Origin of the sequence: Singulisphaera photorubra (assembly GCF_045290345.1) — a bacterium.
GTDB lineage: Bacteria > Planctomycetota > Planctomycetia > Isosphaerales > Isosphaeraceae > Singulisphaera.
Genome location: NZ_CP155447.1, coordinates 530,380 through 547,166, shown reverse-complemented (window position 1 = coordinate 547,166; position 16,787 = coordinate 530,380). Strand labels below are relative to the sequence as shown.

The 16,787-nt window shown below is 62.6% G+C and carries 11 protein-coding genes and 1 pseudogene; 7 read left to right on the top strand and 5 right to left on the bottom strand.

What is annotated here, in order from left to right; genetic code table 11:
• Window positions 1-45: 45 nt before the first annotated feature.
• Window positions 46-1,599 (bottom strand): glucose-6-phosphate dehydrogenase, encoded by a 1,554-nt coding sequence (gene zwf, locus V5E97_RS02000; protein ID WP_406697610.1) that lies wholly within the window; start codon window positions 1,597-1,599, stop codon window positions 46-48.
• A gap of 1,155 nt (window positions 1,600-2,754) precedes the next feature.
• Here zwf and V5E97_RS01995 point away from each other — a divergent pair.
• Window positions 2,755-5,850, top strand: coding sequence for a DUF1549 domain-containing protein (locus tag V5E97_RS01995; protein WP_406697609.1), 3,096 nt, complete (start codon window positions 2,755-2,757; stop codon window positions 5,848-5,850).
• Window positions 5,851-5,873: 23 nt separating this feature from the next.
• Window positions 5,874-7,349: a DUF1501 domain-containing protein gene (locus tag V5E97_RS01990; protein ID WP_406697608.1), complete on the top strand. Its 1,476-nt coding sequence runs from the start codon at window positions 5,874-5,876 to the stop codon at window positions 7,347-7,349.
• Between the two features lie 173 nt (window positions 7,350-7,522).
• Here the strand turns inward: V5E97_RS01990 and V5E97_RS01985 are convergent, their stop codons facing one another.
• The 4 genes and pseudogenes from V5E97_RS01985 to V5E97_RS01970 all read right to left on the bottom strand — a co-directional run bounded on the left by V5E97_RS01985 (window position 7,523) and on the right by V5E97_RS01970 (window position 11,529).
• Window positions 7,523-8,383, bottom strand: a complete 861-nt coding sequence (locus V5E97_RS01985; RefSeq protein WP_406697607.1) for a hypothetical protein — start codon at window positions 8,381-8,383, stop codon at window positions 7,523-7,525.
• A gap of 827 nt (window positions 8,384-9,210) precedes the next feature.
• Entirely contained in the window at window positions 9,211-9,579 is a 369-nt protein-coding gene (locus V5E97_RS01980; protein ID WP_406697606.1) for a hypothetical protein, read from the bottom strand.
• Window positions 9,580-10,049: 470 nt separating this feature from the next.
• A pseudogene (locus V5E97_RS01975) lies at window positions 10,050-10,849 on the bottom strand (ABC transporter permease).
• A complete protein-coding gene (locus V5E97_RS01970; protein ID WP_406697605.1) occupies window positions 10,846-11,529 on the bottom strand; it encodes an ABC transporter ATP-binding protein in 684 nt (227 codons plus the stop codon). The pseudogene V5E97_RS01975 and the gene V5E97_RS01970 overlap by 4 nt, the downstream one beginning before the upstream one ends.
• A 390-nt stretch (window positions 11,530-11,919) precedes the next feature.
• Here V5E97_RS01970 and V5E97_RS01965 point away from each other — a divergent pair, with 390 nt between their 5' ends.
• Genes V5E97_RS01965 through V5E97_RS01945 form a run of 5 tightly spaced genes read left to right on the top strand, consistent with a single transcriptional unit; the run spans window position 11,920 to window position 16,770 of the window.
• Window positions 11,920-12,786: an STAS domain-containing protein gene (locus V5E97_RS01965; RefSeq protein WP_406697604.1), complete on the top strand. Its 867-nt coding sequence runs from the start codon at window positions 11,920-11,922 to the stop codon at window positions 12,784-12,786.
• 13 nt (window positions 12,787-12,799) lie between these two features.
• Window positions 12,800-13,195 (top strand): STAS domain-containing protein, encoded by a 396-nt coding sequence (locus V5E97_RS01960; RefSeq protein ID WP_406697603.1) that lies wholly within the window; start codon window positions 12,800-12,802, stop codon window positions 13,193-13,195.
• Window positions 13,176-13,580: an anti-sigma regulatory factor gene (locus V5E97_RS01955; RefSeq protein WP_406697602.1), complete on the top strand. Its 405-nt coding sequence runs from the start codon at window positions 13,176-13,178 to the stop codon at window positions 13,578-13,580. Before V5E97_RS01960 ends, V5E97_RS01955 begins: the two co-directional genes overlap by 20 nt.
• A 2-nt stretch (window positions 13,581-13,582) precedes the next feature.
• Window positions 13,583-14,614 (top strand): SpoIIE family protein phosphatase, encoded by a 1,032-nt coding sequence (locus tag V5E97_RS01950; RefSeq protein WP_406697601.1) that lies wholly within the window; start codon window positions 13,583-13,585, stop codon window positions 14,612-14,614.
• The gene (locus V5E97_RS01945) at window positions 14,611-16,770 is read left to right on the top strand and encodes a response regulator (RefSeq protein WP_406697600.1); all 2,160 of its coding nucleotides are present in this window, start codon (window positions 14,611-14,613) and stop codon (window positions 16,768-16,770) included. Before V5E97_RS01950 ends, V5E97_RS01945 begins: the two co-directional genes overlap by 4 nt.
• Window positions 16,771-16,787: the final 17 nt, after the last annotated feature.

The window sequence follows — 16,787 nt, the reverse complement described above, 5'->3', positions numbered from 1 at the left end:
TCGATCGTTCGACGTCTCATCCCGACCGGTGAGAACGGGTTCGGTTCAAAGCCTGCGCCAGCGGGAGGGCTCGCCCGTCATGAGGGCGTCGGCCGCCTCGGGGCCCCAGCTTCCCGCCACGTAAGTGGCCGGGGGGGGAGCGTCGGGCTGCGCCCACGCGTCAAGGATCGCGTCACAGAATCGCCAGGCGCTCTCGACGGCGTCCGTTCGGGTGTACAGGGTGGGGTCACCGAGCATCACGTCGAGCAAGAGACGCTCGTAGGCCTCTGGCGGTGGAACTGCGAACGCCGTGCCATAGCGAAAGTCCATCCGGACCTCTTGCAGCCTGCGTCTCGAGGCGGGCACCTTGGCCTGGAAGGCGAGACTCGCTCCTTCGTTCGGCTGGATCCGCAGGACGAGCAGGTTCGACCCCCCCGCCTCTTCCGTATCCACCTCGAACAAGGTCGTCGGCGGCTGGCGGAACTGGATCGCGATCTCCGAGGCCCGCTTGGGGAGACGCTTGCCCGTTCGGAGATAAAAGGGCACGCCCGCCCACCGCCAGTTGTCCAGGGTCGTTCGCAAGGCGATATAGGTCTCGGTCTGCGAGTCGGGTTTGACGCCCTTCTCGTCGTGGTAGCCCGGGACCTCCTTCCCTTCGATCGAGCCGGCGACGTACTGGCCCCGGACCACGTTCTTGGCCACGTCCTCGGGCGTCCAGTGCGGTAGCGCCTCGAGCACCTTGACGCGTTCGTTGCGAACCGCATCGGCCGAGAGGTTCACCGGGGCCTCCATTGCCACCAGGCAGAGCAACTGCATCAGGTGGTTCTGGACCATGTCGCGGAGCGCGCCCGAATTGTCGTAGTAGCCCCCCCGCCCTCCGGCCATCCCGAGCTCTTCAGACACGGTGATCTGCACCGACTCGACGTGCCGCCGGTTCCAGATCGGCTCGAAGATGGCGTTGCCGAACCGCAAGGCCAGGATGTTCTGAACCGTTTCCTTGCCGAGGTAGTGATCGATCCGGTAGACCTGGCTCTCGTCAAGGACGCTCGTGATGTCGTGGTTCAGTGCGCGGGCGCTGGCAAGATCGTGGCCGAACGGCTTCTCGATCACCACGCGGCTCCAGGGGGATTCCTGGCGGCTCGGGTAGACGAGCCCGGCCTTGCCGAGCTGTTCGATGATCGTCGAGAAGTACTCGGGGGCGACGGCCAGGTAGTAGAGCCGGTTCCCGCGGGTTCCGTGCGAGATGTCAAGCTGATCCAGGCGTTCTTTGAGCCGGGTGTAGGCCGCCGGGTCGTCGAAGGTGCCCGAGGCAAAGGCGAGCCGGGTGGCGAACTGCGGCCAGTACTCGGCGAAGTCCGGGTCGCCGTTCTTGGAAAGGCTCGTTTCGAGCTCCCCACGGAACTGTTCGTCGGTCCAGTCTCTCCGGGCGAAGCCGACGATCGCGCACTCGGACGGGAGGTTGCCCCCCCGCGCCAGTTGGTAGAGCGCCGGCACGAGCTTGCGATGCGTCAGGTCGCCGGTTGCGCCGAACAGGACCACGGCGCAAGGGTCAGGGACCCTTGCCCTTGGTAAGTTCTGCCGCAACGGGTTAGCGTCGGCCGTGCCGATCGATTCCGTCATCCGCAGGCTCCCGCGAGAGAAATGGAGGTTGGGACCGGACCAACTAGGGCCGATCCGGCTCGAGTCGATCCCGAAGAGTGTACGGGGCCTGGGCCTTCGCGATCAAGAGATCCGAAGACAAGGGGCTGTGGGGCTCCGTGCCCCGACCCTGATCTCATTGCCCGCGGCGGGGCAATGGGGGCGGAGTGAATCCCTCGCCATCCACGCACATGACGACGGTTTCGCCCAAGTAATGGCCGAGCGCATGAACCGGGTAAGCCGTCGGGGGTGGTCGAACCAAGGGGCTGTCCGGTCGGATACCAGGCCGCGGAGTTGAACCGCGCATGCCGAGGATCTTACCCTCGGCCGAGCACCGGCTACCTGATGGCTTGAGTATCAGCCTTTTGGGGGACGCCGGTCAAGCACGACTCGATCCTTTTGCTCAGGTTCTCTCACGCGTCCCAAAATTGTTCGCCTTGGTCGCATTTAGCTACCGTACAACTGCGTCCGCGGTTAAGTTAGGTGCCTGGACAGTCCCCTCCTCCTGTCCTGCTTACCCAGGTCGTGCTGGAGCGCTTCGCTCCCGGGTAAGTTTGGGCCAAGATGAGAGCATGAACTCCTGACGCGTCAGGAATCCGTGACCGATGGGACAGGATTGATTGAAGGTGATGATTCGACGGATCTGGCCATCCCTCCGTAGGGTTGGGGATGGGCTCCGAGGTTGAGTCGCTTGTGGCCCTGGTCGGCGAGCCGACGAGGCCAAGGTTCGTTCGGGTAAGTTCCCCAAGTTCGATCCGCATCTGCCTCCGTCGTGCCTTCTCATTGAGCTTTCTCCCTCTGTTTGGTTCGTGCGAGATGGGGAGACGCTCTCACTCCTGGCTGTCGCTTCTGTTTCGGAAATTTATCCTCAAACGTGAATATCCCACGGTGTTCTATGGAAGGCATCACTTCCCGTACTCCGACCGCGGGTCGCTACGAAACGACAGCGAGTCTCCTGGATCGAAATGACGCCGCCATGCTTTGGCACGGCGGGAGGGGGGCGCTGCTTTTTCTCGCGTTGCTACTGGTCCTGGGAGGAAAAGGTGGGGCCGCCGCGGAGGGGAAACCGAGCGCGGACGAGCAGGCTCGTTTCTTCGAGCGGGAAGTGCGCCCGATCCTGGTCGAGAACTGCTTCAAGTGTCACGGGAGAAGAAGCGGAGCGGCGGGTTGCGACTCGACTCGCTCGCGGCGGTCCTGGCCGGAGGAGACTCTGGTCCCGCCGTTGTGCCCGGTCAGCCCGAAGCAAGCCTGATGATCGAGGCCGTGCACTATGAATCCCTCGAGATGCCCCCCTCGGGCCGGCTCTCGAAACGCGAGATCGCGGTCTTGATGAGCTGGGTGAAAGCCGGAGCGTTCTGGCCGGAAACCTCTGCCGGCCGCTCGGCCGACTCGGCTGGCAAGGACACCGAACAGAAACCGGGGCGAGGGGCTGAATTCAGTGGCGAGGATCGGGCCTGGTGGGCCTTCCAGCCGGTCCGTGACTCCGAGGCTCGCGTGGACCCAGGCGATCAGTGGTCTCGGAACCCGATCGATCGATTTGTCTGGCAGGGTCTGCGCAACGCCGGATTGACACCCGCCCCCGAGGCGGACAAAGCCACGCTCATCCGCCGCGCGACGTTCGACGTGATCGGCCTGCCGCCGACTGCCGCGGAGATCAACGCCTTCTTATCAGACCATTCACCGGATGCCTACGAACGCGTGATCGATCGGCTCCTGGCTTCGCGGCACTACGGCGAGCGCTGGGCAAGGCACTGGCTGGACCTGGTTCGGTATGCGGATTCGGACGGCTATCGCCTTGACCACTACCGGCCGAACGTCTGGCTCTACCGAGACTACGTCATTCGATCGATGAATGCAGATAAGCCTTATGATCGTTTCGTTCGGGAGCAGCTTGCCGGCGACGAACTCTACCCCGACGATCCCGACGCCTTGATCGCGACAGGCTACCTCCGACACGGGATCTACGAGTCCAACAACCCCGACGTGCGCGGCCAGTGGGCGCTGATTCTCAACGATATCACGGATACGACGGGCGACGTGATGCTTGGCATGGGGATCCAGTGCGCCCGTTGCCACGACCACAAGTTCGACCCCATCCTCCAAAAAGATTACTACCGGCTTCAGTCCTTTTTCGCCGCAATCCTCCCACGCGAAGACTTGCCGGCGGCGACGCCGGTCGAGATCGATCAGTACCGTGGAGAACTCGCGGCCTGGGAAGCGAAGACCGCGGAGCTGCGCGCACAGATTGCGAAAATCGAGTCGAGCTATCGTAAGAAGGCCAACCAGGAGGCGATCGAGAGCTATCCGGCGGACATCCAGCAACTGGTCAGAAAACCGGTCGCCGAGCGAACGCCTCTGGAGCAGCAATTCGGGGATCAGGTCGACCGTCGGCTGGCGAACTACGCATCGGGTCGGCTGGATGTCTGGATCAAAGGGGAGGAGAAGACGAGGCTACTCGCCCTGAAACAGCGGCTCGCCGCGTTTGACCACGAGAAGCCGGAACCACTGCCGACTCCGATGGTCGTCACCGACGTTGGTCCGGTGGCTCCCCCCCTCTCCATCCCGAAACGCAAGGGGGGACCCGTGGAGCCTGGGTTCTTGTCGATCCTCGACGAAGGGACGGCGAAGATCGAGCCGCTCTCCACCGCTCCGAACTCGACCGGCCGACGCGCGGCGCTGGCCCGCTGGCTGACGCGGCCGGACAATCCCCTCTCGACGCGGGTGATCGTCAACCGGATCTGGCAGTATCACTTCGGCCGGGGCTTGGCGGCCAACTCGAGCGATTTCGGCCGGCTGGGAGAAGCCCCGACCCATCCGGAGTTGCTGGACTGGCTCACCGCTCGGTTCGTCCGGGAAGGATGGAGCCTCAAACGACTGCACCGGCTGATCTTGACTTCGGCGACGTATCGGGAGTTGTATGTTCACCCCAAGGCGGAATTCTGCCGGCTGAAGGATCCGGAGAACCGACTCTACTGGCGAGGCAATACGCGCCGACTCGATGCGGAGCAGATCCGCGACGCTTCTTTGGCCGTGACGGGCGAACTCGACCTGACGGCCGGCGGCCCCTGTGTGGAGAGTGGGGAGCCTCGACGTTCCATCTATACCAAGATGATGCGGAACACGCGCGACCCGTTGCTTGATGCGTTCGACCTGCCCCTCTTCTTCACCAGCGCGCCGACACGCGACACGACGACCACCCCGTTGCAGTCACTCTTTCTCTTGAACAGTCCGCCGATGTTGAGCCGGTCTCAAGCGTTTGCCGCTCGCCTGGAGTGGGAGGCCCCCACGGGGGGCGAAGGCCTGGTCGACGCCGCCTATCAGCTTGCCTTCGGCCGGTTGCCCAGCCCGGAAGAGGAAAGCACCGCGTTGCGATTTCTCCGCGAGCAGGCACTCCGGATCGACCCGAAAGTCGCCAGCGCCAACAATGCGCTCTTCCTCCAAGGAAGCATTCCCGATGGTGACGGGCAGGCCGCCGTGCTGACTCCCGAGGGTCCCCAACGACGGCTGGACGTTCCCCACCGCGCTCCGCTCAACACGGGTGACTTTACTCTGGAAGCCACGATTCTCCTTCGCTCGGTTCTTGAAGGGGACTCGATGCGAACGATCGTCGCCAAGTGGGATGGCGACGAGCGGAAGCCGGGCTGGTCGTTTGGGGTCACCGGGCGAGGGGAAGACCGAAGTCCGCAAACCCTGGCATTGCAACTGCTCGGCACCGAGAAAGGGAGCGGGTTCGACACGGAGACGGTCTACTCGGATCAGCCGATTCAGATTGGCCGGCCCTACTATGCGGCGGTGACGGTCCAGCTTGCGAACAAGGGGCCTGGCCAGGTCACGTTCTACCTCAAGGATCTCTCGGAGGATGACGAACCGCTCCGGGTCACCAAGGTCGCCCACGAGATCGCAGGGGGCTTCGACAATACCAGCCCCCTCAGCATCGGCGGCCAGTGGGGCAGGACCGACCACGGCTTCGACGGCCTGATCGACGAAGTCCGCCTCTCCGGCGACCCGCTGGAGGCGAACGACTTGCTCTGCAACACCGAGTCGCTCAACCCTCATGCCTTGGGCTACTGGCGGTTCGAGGCCAAACCGGGCGTCTTCCGCGACTCGACGGGCCACGGCCTCGACCTTCGGCTTCCCAACCGTGGCTCAACTCAGGGGGACCGGAGGCGGTCGTCGCTTGCGGACTTCTGCCATGTACTTTTGAACTCGAGCGAATTTCTCTACGTCGACTAGCTCTTTCCGGGATATCGGGATCCATGAGAGACGCGGAAACGAAGGCCAACATTCGCATTCCCCACCACGAGCGTCCCCAATCGCGGCGCGAGTTCTTGCTTCGCAGCGGCGCTGGGTTCGGGGCTCTGCCGTTGATCGACTTGCTGCGCGCCTCCTCGTCGGCCGGGCCGGTCGGTCCGAAGCATGAGCCTGGGGCCGTTTCCGCGCTTTCGCGGAAACCGCCGCACTTCGCCGCAAAGGCGAAGAGCGTGATTTTTCTGTTCATGGAGGGGGGGCCGAGCCACCTCGACCTGTTCGACCCGAAGCCGCTTCTCAATGAGCTGGCGGGCCAGCCACTCCCCAAGAGCTTCGGTGAGGTCATCACGGCGATGGGCGAGTACGGGGCGCCGTTGCTCGGGTCGCGGCGCCGCTGGAAGAAATACGGGCAGAGCGGCCTGCCCGTTTCCGACTGGCTGCCTCACATCGGCGAGTGCGCGGACGACCTCGCCGTCATCCGATCGTGCTGGGCCGATGGGATCAATCACTCGGCGGGCGTCTGCCAGATGAACACCGGCTCCATTCTCGGAGGCCGCCCTTCGCTTGGCAGTTGGGTTAGTTACGGGCTCGGGACCGAGAATCAAAACCTGCCGGCGTTCGTGGTGATGCAGGACCGTCAGGGCTCGGTCGTCAACGGCCCACGGAACTGGGGAGCTGGCTTCATGCCGGCGGTCTATCAAGGGACCCGGATTCAAGGGGGCGCTGAACCGATCCCCTACCTGAATACGCCCCGAGGCGTGACCGAAGCCGAACAGCACGGCAAGGTCGATTTTTTGAACCAACTGAATCATCAGTATGCGTCGGAGCATCCGGGGCAGACGGAACTGGAAGCGCGGATCGCGAGCTACGAGCTGGCCTTCCGCATGCAGGCCGAATCACCCGAGTCGGTGGATCTTGCCAGGGAGTCGGCCGCGACCAAGGCGCTCTACGGCATGGACCGGCCGGAGACGGCCCCGTTCGGGGGCCTTTGTCTCATGGCCCGGCGCCTGGTCGAGCGCGGCGTCCGGTTCGTCCAGCTCTATCATGGCGCGGGGAGCGAGTGGGACGCCCATGCCCGCATCGAGAAGAACCACGCCGAGCTCTGCCTCTCGATGGACAAGCCCGTTGCGGGGCTGCTCAAGGACCTGAAGTCGCGTGGGCTTCTCGACGAGACGCTGGTCATCTGGGGTGGAGAATTCGGCCGTTCACCGATGTCGGAGAAAGGCGACGGCCGCGACCACAACCCCACCGGATTCACCATGTGGATGGCAGGCGGCGGCGTGAAGGGGGGCCAAGTCATTGGCGAGACCGATGAGGTCGGCCTGCACGCGGTCCGGGACAAACTCCACATCCATGACCTCCACGCGACCATCCTCTCCCTGATGGGCCTCGATCACATGGGGCTCGTTTTCAAATACAAAGGTCGCCCGGAACGGCCGACCTTGAACGAGGGGGAAGCGTATAAAAAGATCGTCACGGGCTAATTTGCACATTTGCCATGTGTTTCGAGGCTTCCCTTTCAGGCCTCCCTGCCCGTGTCGAATCCGTGGCTTGCGAGTCCCTCTGAGCCATCGGCCGTCGGTCGTTTCGCCGGTTGTCCGACCTTGTGAGGTGGGACAACCGAGAGCGCTGTGGAGGCCTTTGAACTTGGGGAGGCTTATGGCTTCTGGAAATCTTGACGGAGACTGCCGAGGGAAGTTCGGACATCCTCGAGCGTGCCGACAACGACGAACGTGCGGTAACGATACGCGCCCGGCTTGACTCCCTTGGGGTCACGGACCCGGAAGACGCAGTTCCACTTATTGACCTTCTCGGCCTCGAAGCGGAACCGGCCGTAGCCCGGCGAGGGTTCAGGGGAATAGACGCCCATTGCATGCGAGCCGCTTGGGGTGGTGATCACCACCGGAGACGCCTGTTCGCCGGGGCCGTCGTCGAGTGGGCGCAAGGTCTGGGTGGGTTCGTCGTACTTCAGGAAGCGACTGAATTCAGGCGGCATATAGCCGGTCACGGCCTCGAACTGGGCGTAGTTGTGCCGCTCCCCCTCGGGAATGACGAACGTCACCTCGTACTCGATCACGTGGGGGTTGCCTCCATGGCCGAGGCGGACCCGCTTGGAGACCAGGTGGTCCGACAAGATCCGATCGTTTTTCGCCGGGTGTCCCCCGGAATTTCCTCCGGGGGCCAGCCAGAAAGCCATCTGCGTTGTCGTCCGTAGTTCCGGGCCGTCGACGTCGAGCCGGAGGAGCCGGCTCGACGACGTCTTGCCGGCTCCATCGACATTGGACCCGGCCTCGGTCGGGTTGAAGACCTCGGGGAAGAACCGCTCCGCGCAGTCGAAGTTCGCCGCCGACTGAAGCTGCCGCCCGTGATCGAAGCTGTCGATGAACTCTTTCCCGTTCCATGTGACCGAGTGGATCGCTCCGGCCAGCCGTTCTGTAGTGGTGATGACGATCTCCGAAGGACCCGCCTGCGCACGGATGACGGCGTTTCCGGTCGGCCGCTCTGGAGGTGATCCCATGGCCGACAATCCATAAAGCAGAACGATCATCCGATGCATCGATCGCGTCCTCGTTCGTTTTCTATTTTTAGTTTTCAATGTGAGTCTGGGACAGGCTCCCCGAAAAGACTCGTATGGCTCTCCCCATGATAACAGGCGATCGCTCCGAATTGACCCCCGTCGACGCACCAGAGCATGCGGGGATTCGTGTGCGTCGGGTTGATACGATGTATTGGTGGTTTCTTACGTCTGGACGCGACTGAGGGCGTTGGTTTAAGATTGGCTATAAGGTATCAATATTTCTCCCCTGTTTCTCTCCGTGTTGGAGGGACAAATCGTGCCCACATCGTTAGAAGCCTGTCGGCTCTTGATGCTTGTGATCGGCATTGCCGCGATACCACTCGCTTTGCTCATTGAATGGATGCTTCCGTCGTCTCGTTCCCGGCGGCGGGCTCGAGCCTCGCTCCCGACCCCGATGCCAAACCGCCCCACCACGGTGAAGTCGCGTATTCTGAGGGCAACCACCTTGCGGGAGTTCTGGGGGCGTCATTCGGGATAAGCACGCATTCGTTCGCCGGGAAACGACTGGTGCCCGGTCCCAATTTCCTGGTTCCGTTCACGAAGATCTGAAGCCGCAATTGCGTCCACTCGAGCGCCTCGATCGCGGACTGGCTTACCACCGCGCCTTCGAGGTTCAGAATTTCGAGACTCGGTAGCCCCGCGACGTGGATCAAGACTGCTTCTTTGTGCTCTCCCGCCGCAAGGACCAGTTCAGTCAGATTGGGGGTCGCCTGGGAAGTTCGTGGCCCTGCGCGTAGCGGCGGTCGTGTTGTAGCTCACCCTACCGTTCATCGCGCCACCGACTTGTTCTGGAACTTCCGAATGGCACGGGCCATGAGCAGTAGCACCACGAGGGGCAACACGATCCAGAAGGCCATCCGACCTGGGGCGAATTTAAGTGCAAAGATAAAATCGTCAATATGGTTTTGCCGATTGACGGCGAAACAAACGGAGAGCGTACAGATCAGGAGCATGAATTGACGGTTCGAGTAACGGAAGAAATCACGGCGCATTGGAGACGGTTCGGCGTGGTGGAATTGACACGGACATAGATCTGTTGAATGATTATGTGATAGATCGTGCTCCGTCGCGAAATGAGTCAAGTTGTGACGTTGGTCCAGTAACTTGTCAGAACGGTCGCCCAGAAACTCGCTCATTGATTCACCACCTGGAATGAATCCGTCACAAAGATTATTTGAGCGTGGGGTACATCTTTGTCCGTGAGACGTGTGCGGCCACTTCAGGCTTGCATGATGCCGAGTGCCCTTTTTTTTGATCGCATCCTACGACGAACGTCGGAGGATGTCTCCAATCATAGCGAACTTCGTATCAAATGGTAGAGGGATTGAATGGTAATCCGGATCTCCGACGCCACTGACTTCAGAAACAGGGCTCCTGGGGCCCCGAGCTTCCGACGCCGGCCGTAGGTTTGGTTCAACGAACCTCGACTCGTCCTTCCCCCTCCAAAAAAAGCAATGCTCCGCGACCGAGCGAAAGCCCGGAAGATTTTCGCGGATTCCGCCACGGGTGGGTTTGCAGTAGCACGGCCGGCCCGGCCGTAATTCCTTGCGATTCTCGCTCTGTCGGGATCATTGAAAAGTGAAAAAGAGCGAATATAGCCATCGGCTCAGTGCTTTTCGGCAATCCGGCCGTAGAGGAATTGGTGGTCGGTGGTGAAGAGGCGGCGGTAACTTAGCAGTACGACGGCGACGGTGCCGAGTGCGGTGGCTGATGAAATTAAAAACATGATGACGATCTGGTATTTGACGGCCTCGAGGGGGGCAACCCCGGCGAGGAGTTGCCCGGTCATCATGCCGGGGAGGCTGACGATGCCGACGACCATCATGGCGTTGATGGTGGGGATCATTCCGGTGCGGACGGCCTGCTGAATCGGCTGGCGGGCGGCCTCCCAGCGGGTGGCGCCGAGGGCGAGGTTGGCCTCGACCTGGGCGCGGCGGGCGGTCAACTCGCTCCCCAGGCGGTCGAGGCCGAGGGTGATGCCGTTGAGGGTGTTGCCCAGGATCATCCCCAGCAGGGGGATGGCGTAGTGAGGTGAGTACCAAGGGGTGACCCGTACCAGCGCGAACAGGGCCATTGCCTCCATCAGCCAGGCGCTCGCCCAGACGGAGACGATGCTGGTGAGCCATATACCGGGAACCGCAGGTGGGTTCGCTGGACGGCGGCGAACCCGGCCACTACGGTCATGAGCAGCATGATGCCGATGACAGGCTCCCAGCGATTCAGGCCGAAGATCCACTGGAGTACGAGGCCGATCAGCAGGAGCTGCACGACAGTGCAGAGGGCGGCCACGATCAGGCGGCGGCCCAGGCCGAGGCGCAGCAGGGCCGAGACCGCGCCGTTGATCAGGATCAGGAGCGAGGCCAGGGCCACCTGAAGGTAAGAGAGCTCGAGGTAAGGGGACTTCATGAGGTGGGTTCCGGGACGAGCTGGCCTGCTTCGATGACGACGGCTCGCTCAGCGACCCGGTTGGCCTGGTCCGGGTCGTGGGTTACCCAGACGAACGCTCGCCCGCCGGCGCCTTCGGCATGCCATCGCTCGAGCAAATCTTCGGCCATTCGGGCGGTCGCGCGGTCGAGCGATGAGGTCGCCTCGTCGAGCAGAAGAACGGCCGGGTCGAGCTGCAAGGCACGGATCAGGGCGACGACTTGCCCTTCTCCCCCGGAGAGGTCTTGCTGGGCCTTGTCCAGGAACGGGCGTCCTCGGCCCAGGGCGTCGAGGAACCCGAGGACCCGTTCGTCGTCGTAGCGGGCGTCCCGGTGGTTTTTCAAGGTGTAGGGCTGATGCAGGTTCGCCGCGACGGAGCCGTCGAAGAGCGCGGGACGCTGGTGCAAGTAGATGACCTGCTTGCGAAAGGCCGGCACACGGTCGCCGTGCACAGGTTGTCCCCGCCAGAGGATCGTCCCCTCCTCGAGTGGGTCGAGCACCGCCAGGGATCGCAGCAGGACCGACTTTCCCGCCCCGGAGGCCCCGATGACCGCCAGTCGATCGCCGAGCGAAATCGTGAGGTCGACCCCACGCAGGAGCCAACCCTCACTTTTGGGGTCGCGACGGCCAATGCCCACAGCTTGCAACAGCGTCTTCGCCACGGTGCGATCTCGTTCCTCTGGAATCACAATCCGGGGCCGACACGCAAGGATCAGGACGGCTCAGTTCTTGCTCAGATACCGCTGTTCACTTACGGTTTCGAACCGTTATACTGATTTCCTCGAATGGGAACGAGTCATGCGGAGTTGATCGGGTTCCCTTTTGACGCGAGGAATTCGGGAAAACTCCTCCCACCGGCGCGGGGCCCCAGGCTTCCTCTTTTCTTTGCGACTTTTGCGATTGCGGGCGTGAGTTCCGTCGTCAAGACACTTCCACGTCTCGTCGGGATGCGATCTCCGTCCGGCCCGTCGTTCTGAGCAGAGCAGAGTCGAGGCGAGCAAGGAAAAAAAGGCCGATGCGCCGGCCCCGGCAAACGTCTGGAGCGAAGTGACATGAGCCCGATCGGCAAGAACGCCCTTCCGGAGATTCTCGCGAAACATGAGGCGAGCCTCCTCAGCGAGTGGGTCAAGGAACAGATCGCGGGGCTTCCCAAGGGAACCTCGCTCAGGGAAGCGGAACTGCGTGATCAGTGCAAAGGATTTCTCGAACAACTGAGCGAAGCCACTCGTAAGGGGGACCCGGGCAATATCCAGGGGGCCGCCTGGAGTGGTCTACGTGAGTTGCTCGCCAGCCTCTCGCGCGGACGGGGCTTGCAAGGTTTCACTCCTTCGGAGATCGCGGCGTTTGTCTTCTCACTGAAAAAACCGCTCTACGCGCGATTGAGACAGGAATTCGCGAAGGACGCTCAGGCCCTGGCGGAAGAAACGTGGGCCGCCACCGAGCTTTTGGATCGGCTGGGGCTCTACACGATCGAAGTGTATCAGAGATCGCGTGAAGAAGTCATTGCGCGTCAGCAGCAAGAGATGCTGGAGCTGTCGACGCCGGTGGTCAAGCTCTGGGAAGGGATTCTCGCGTTGCCGATGATCGGCACGCTCGATAGTAGCCGCACCCAGGTCGTGATGGAGAGCCTGCTCCAGAGGATCGTCGAGACCGGTTCGGGAGTGGCGATTATCGACATCACGGGGGTGCCGACGGTCGACACGCTCACGGCCCAGTACCTTTTGAAGACCGTGACCGCCGCTCGCCTCATGGGGGCTGAGTGTATCATCAGCGGGATTCGCCCTCAGATTGCGCAAACGATCGTGCATCTCGGCGTCGATCTCGGCGGCGTCACCACCAAGGCCACCCTGGCCGACGCCTTGGCCATCGCCTTGGAGCGGACTGGGCGTACGATCATCCGGGTGGCGGCTCGGTCCTGAGAAAGGGTCTCACTTGGAACGTATTCCGATCCTTCGAATGGGCGATTTTCTGGTGGTCTCGATCCAGGTGGACATGCATGACCGCCTTGCGATGAGCCTTCAGGAGGAACTGACCTCCCGGATCGTCGAGGCGAGTGCCCATGGTGTTCTTATCGATATCTCGACGCTCGACATGGTTGACTCGTTTATTGGGCGGATGATCGGCAATATCGCCGACATGTCCCGGATTCTCGATGCCGAGACGGTGGTGGTCGGGATGCAGCCTGCGGTGGCGATCACCATGGTCGAGTTGGGGCTGACGCTGTCGGGTGTTCGCACCGCACTGAATGTGGAGCGAGGCCTGGACCTCTTGCGAACTCTGGTTGGTCGGCGGCGGTTGGAGGATGGCGATGGACGTTTCGAGGACTGACAGCCTCGAGATTCGCACCTCCACCGACGTGGTTCTGGTTCGGCAGGCTGTGCGAAAATGGACGACGGAGTTGGGCCTCAGCCTGGTGGATCAGACCAAGCTGATCACGGCGGCCAGCGAGTTGGCTCGCAACACGATTGACTACGGCGGCGGGGGCACGGTCCGCTTGGATGCGGTCACGCAGGGGATCCGCAAGGGCCTTCGTCTGACTTTTGAGGACCAAGGCCCTGGAATTGCGGACATCGAACTCGCGTTGACCGACGGCTACACCACGGGCCAGGGCCTCGGGCTTGGCTTGAGCGGTTCGAAACGGCTCGTGAATGAATTCGAGATCAGCTCCCGTGTTGGCGAAGGGACCCGAATTATGATTACCAGGTGGAAGTGATTATGCCCGCCGGCGCGCCGTTGGCCTTGGTGATCGACGACGCGAGCAAAGTCGGTGAGGCGAGGCGGTCCGCGGTGGCGCTGGCCAGGAGATTGGGCTTCGACGAGACCGGACGCGGCCAGTTGGCGATCGTCGTGACCGAGGCCGCGACGAACCTTTTCAAACATGCCGTCGGTGGCGAACTGATTCTGCAGGGATTAGAAGCCGGCGAGGCGCAGGGGTTGGAGGTTTTATCGATCGACCGAGGGCCGGGGATGGCCGATATCGGGCGTTGCTTCGCCGACGGGTTTTCCACGGCAGGTTCGCCGGGCCACGGTCTGGGGGCGATTTCTCGGCTCTCTTCCTCGTTCGAGATCGACTCGGGGCTCGGGGTGGGCACGGTTTCCTCCGCGCGGTTGTGGGCCGTCGCATCGACCAAAGCGGTCAAGCTCGACCCGGTTGAGTGGGGCGCGGTGAATGTGCCCTTCCCGGGCGAATTGGTGAGCGGCGATGCCTGGGGGATCGCTGCCGACTCGGGTCAGACCCTGATTGTGGTGGCCGATGGCTTGGGCCATGGTCCGCTCGCCGCCGAGGCGTCCCATGCGGCCGTCCGGGTGTTTCACGCCAAGGCTGCGCTCGGTCCTGCCGGAATCATCGGGGCCGCCCACGAGGCCCTGCGCAGTACTCGAGGCGCGGCCATGGCGGTGGCCCGGCTCGATCCCGCCCGGCGCGAGATCGTTTACTGTGGCGTCGGCAATATCGCAGGAGCGATCGTCGTGCCTGGCCATGGCCGTGGCTCGAGTATGGTCTCGCATAACGGTACGGTCGGGCACACGGTTCGCAAGATCAAGGAGTTTGTCTATCCTTGGGAGGAAGGATCGCTGGTCATCATGCACTCCGACGGCCTGGCTTCGCACTGGCGGCTGGATCGCCGTGCCGGCTTGGCCCTGAAGCATCCGAGCCTGATTGCCGGTGTGCTCTACCGCGACTCTGCTCGGGGCAGGGATGACGTGACGGTTCTCGTGGTTCGGGAAAGGAGCGAGAGTTATCCATGAACCCATTGCTCCTGACCTTGGAAATCTGCCATGAGCCCGACGTGATCCTGGCGCGGCAACGCGCTCGCCAGATCGCGGGGCTCCTCGGCTTTCCCTCGATTGACCAGACGCGAATCGCCACGGCCACGTCGGAGATCGCCCGCAAAGTCTTCGACAACGCAAGCGAGGGGCGGGTTGAGTTTTTGGTCCAGGAGGGAATGCCCCCTGCTCTGCTGATCCGGGTCCAGGAACGAAGCTCGCCGACGAAGGGACGCAGGGCGGCTGCCGTGGATCTGATCGGACCGAACCACGGGCTGGGCGACGGAACGCTTGGTGCGCGGCGGTTGATGGATCGATTCGAGATCGAACCGATCAGCGCCGGCGGCAATCTGGTCTCGATGACCAAGAACCTGCCGAAGCGAACCGCTAGCTTCACGGCGAGCGACCTGGTTCGCATCTCCGGCGAACTGGCGAGGCAGGCGCCCAGGACCCTGCTCGAGGAACTTCAGGAACAGAATCAGGAGCTGATTCGTACTCTCCATGAACTGCGCGAGCGGCAGACCGAGATCGCCGAGTTGCATTCCCAAGAGCTGGAAGAGACGAACCGCGGCGTGGTCGCGCTCTATGCCGAGCTGGACGAGAACACCAAGGCCTTGAAGCGGATCTCCGACCTGAAATCGCGGTTCCTCTCGAACATGAGCCACGAGTTCCGCTCGCCCTTGAACTCGATCCTGAGCCTCTCCGGATTCCTCCTGGACCGAAGCGACGGCGAGTTGACTGGGGAACAGGAAAAACAGGTCCGCTTCATCCGCAAGGCGGCCGAAGGCCTGGCGATGCTTGTGAACGACCTGCTCGACCTGGCCAAGGTGGAAGCCGGCAAGGCCGTCATCCGGCCCGGCTCGTTCGAGGTCGCCGACCTTTTCGAGAGCCTCCGCGGAATGTTTTTGCCGCTGCTCGAACGAAGCCAGGTGGTCCTCCACGTCGAAGCGGTCAGCGACCTGCCGACGGTCCAGACCGACGAGGGCAAGGTGGCGCAGATCCTCAGGAATTTCCTGTCCAACGCGGTGAAGTTCACCGAGCGAGGCGAGATCAGGCTGGGGGCCACGACCGGGCCCGGCGACACGATCCTCTTTTCCGTGGCCGACACCGGGATCGGGATCGCGGCGGCCGATGGGAAGCGCATCTTCGAGGAATTCGGCCAGATCGAAGGTCCCCTTCAGGCGAAGTCCAAGGGGACCGGACTGGGGCTGCCCCTGTCACGCAAGCTGGCCGAGTTGCTCGGGGGAGCGGTGTCGGTGCGGAGCGAACCAGGCGTCGGTTCGACCTTCTTCGCGGCAATCCCACGCATCTACCGCGAGCCCGCCGAAGTTGAGCCCTCGAACGAGATACTCGGTCGGCTCGATCCGACGCGACGGCCGGTTCTGGTGGTCGAAGACGACGCCGTGGACTTGCTCTTCGTCGAAAAAATCCTCGAGGGTTCGCCATTTCAGGTGATCCCGACGCGGACGCTCGACGAGGCGCGTCGGATGCTCAAACGCGTCGCGCCGGTGGCCGTCTTACTCGACCACCTCCCCGAGGAGGAGGGGGACTGGTTGCTCCTGGCCGAACTCAAGGCTCGGGAAGACCTCCGCGAGGTGCCGGTGTTCGTCCTCACCCACCGCCAGGACAAGGAACACGTGCTCGCCCTGGGAGCGGCCCAGTTCCACGCCAAGCCGATCGATTCACACTCGCTCTTGAAGGCGCTGAGGACGCTCGACCAACCTCCGGCTCCCGAAACGATTCTGTTGATCGACGATGAGGAATCTCATCGGTACGTGCTTAAGGGACTCTTGTCGGCGCAAGGCCGGTATGTCATTATTGAAGCCATTGAGGGGCAGGACGGGATTCGCCGGGCTCGAGAAGACCTTCCGAGTGCGATCTTTCTGGACCTGTCCATGCCCGGAATGACCGGATTTGAAGTGCTGGATCACCTCAAGAGAGACCCGCTTACCCGCGGTATTCCGGTCATTATTTATACGTCGCGGATTCTCGAGGCCGAGGAGCGAGAACGACTGGCGGCCGAGAGCGTCACAGTCCTCGCAAAGGCGACGATGGCAAGAGAAGAAATGTATGAGACAATTCGTGACGCTCTGGTCCAAGCCGGACTGACTCCTACCTTGATGAATGCTGAATTGTGATATGCTTGGACAACCGC

Excerpts from the sequence above, each read along its gene's own strand:
- V5E97_RS01985 (WP_406697607.1), bottom strand. The coding sequence starts at position 8,383 with ATGGGATCACCTCCAGAGCGGCCGACCGGAAACGCCGTCATCCGTGCG.
- zwf (WP_406697610.1), bottom strand. The coding sequence starts at position 1,599 with ATGACGGAATCGATCGGCACGGCCGACGCTAACCCGTTGCGGCAGAAC.
- V5E97_RS01980 (WP_406697606.1), bottom strand. The coding sequence starts at position 9,579 with ATGAGCGAGTTTCTGGGCGACCGTTCTGACAAGTTACTGGACCAACGT.
- V5E97_RS01955 (WP_406697602.1), top strand. The coding sequence starts at position 13,176 with ATGGACGTTTCGAGGACTGACAGCCTCGAGATTCGCACCTCCACCGAC.
- V5E97_RS01965 (WP_406697604.1), top strand. The coding sequence starts at position 11,920 with ATGAGCCCGATCGGCAAGAACGCCCTTCCGGAGATTCTCGCGAAACAT.
- V5E97_RS01990 (WP_406697608.1), top strand. The coding sequence starts at position 5,874 with ATGAGAGACGCGGAAACGAAGGCCAACATTCGCATTCCCCACCACGAG.
- V5E97_RS01945 (WP_406697600.1), top strand. The coding sequence starts at position 14,611 with ATGAACCCATTGCTCCTGACCTTGGAAATCTGCCATGAGCCCGACGTG.
- V5E97_RS01950 (WP_406697601.1), top strand. The coding sequence starts at position 13,583 with ATGCCCGCCGGCGCGCCGTTGGCCTTGGTGATCGACGACGCGAGCAAA.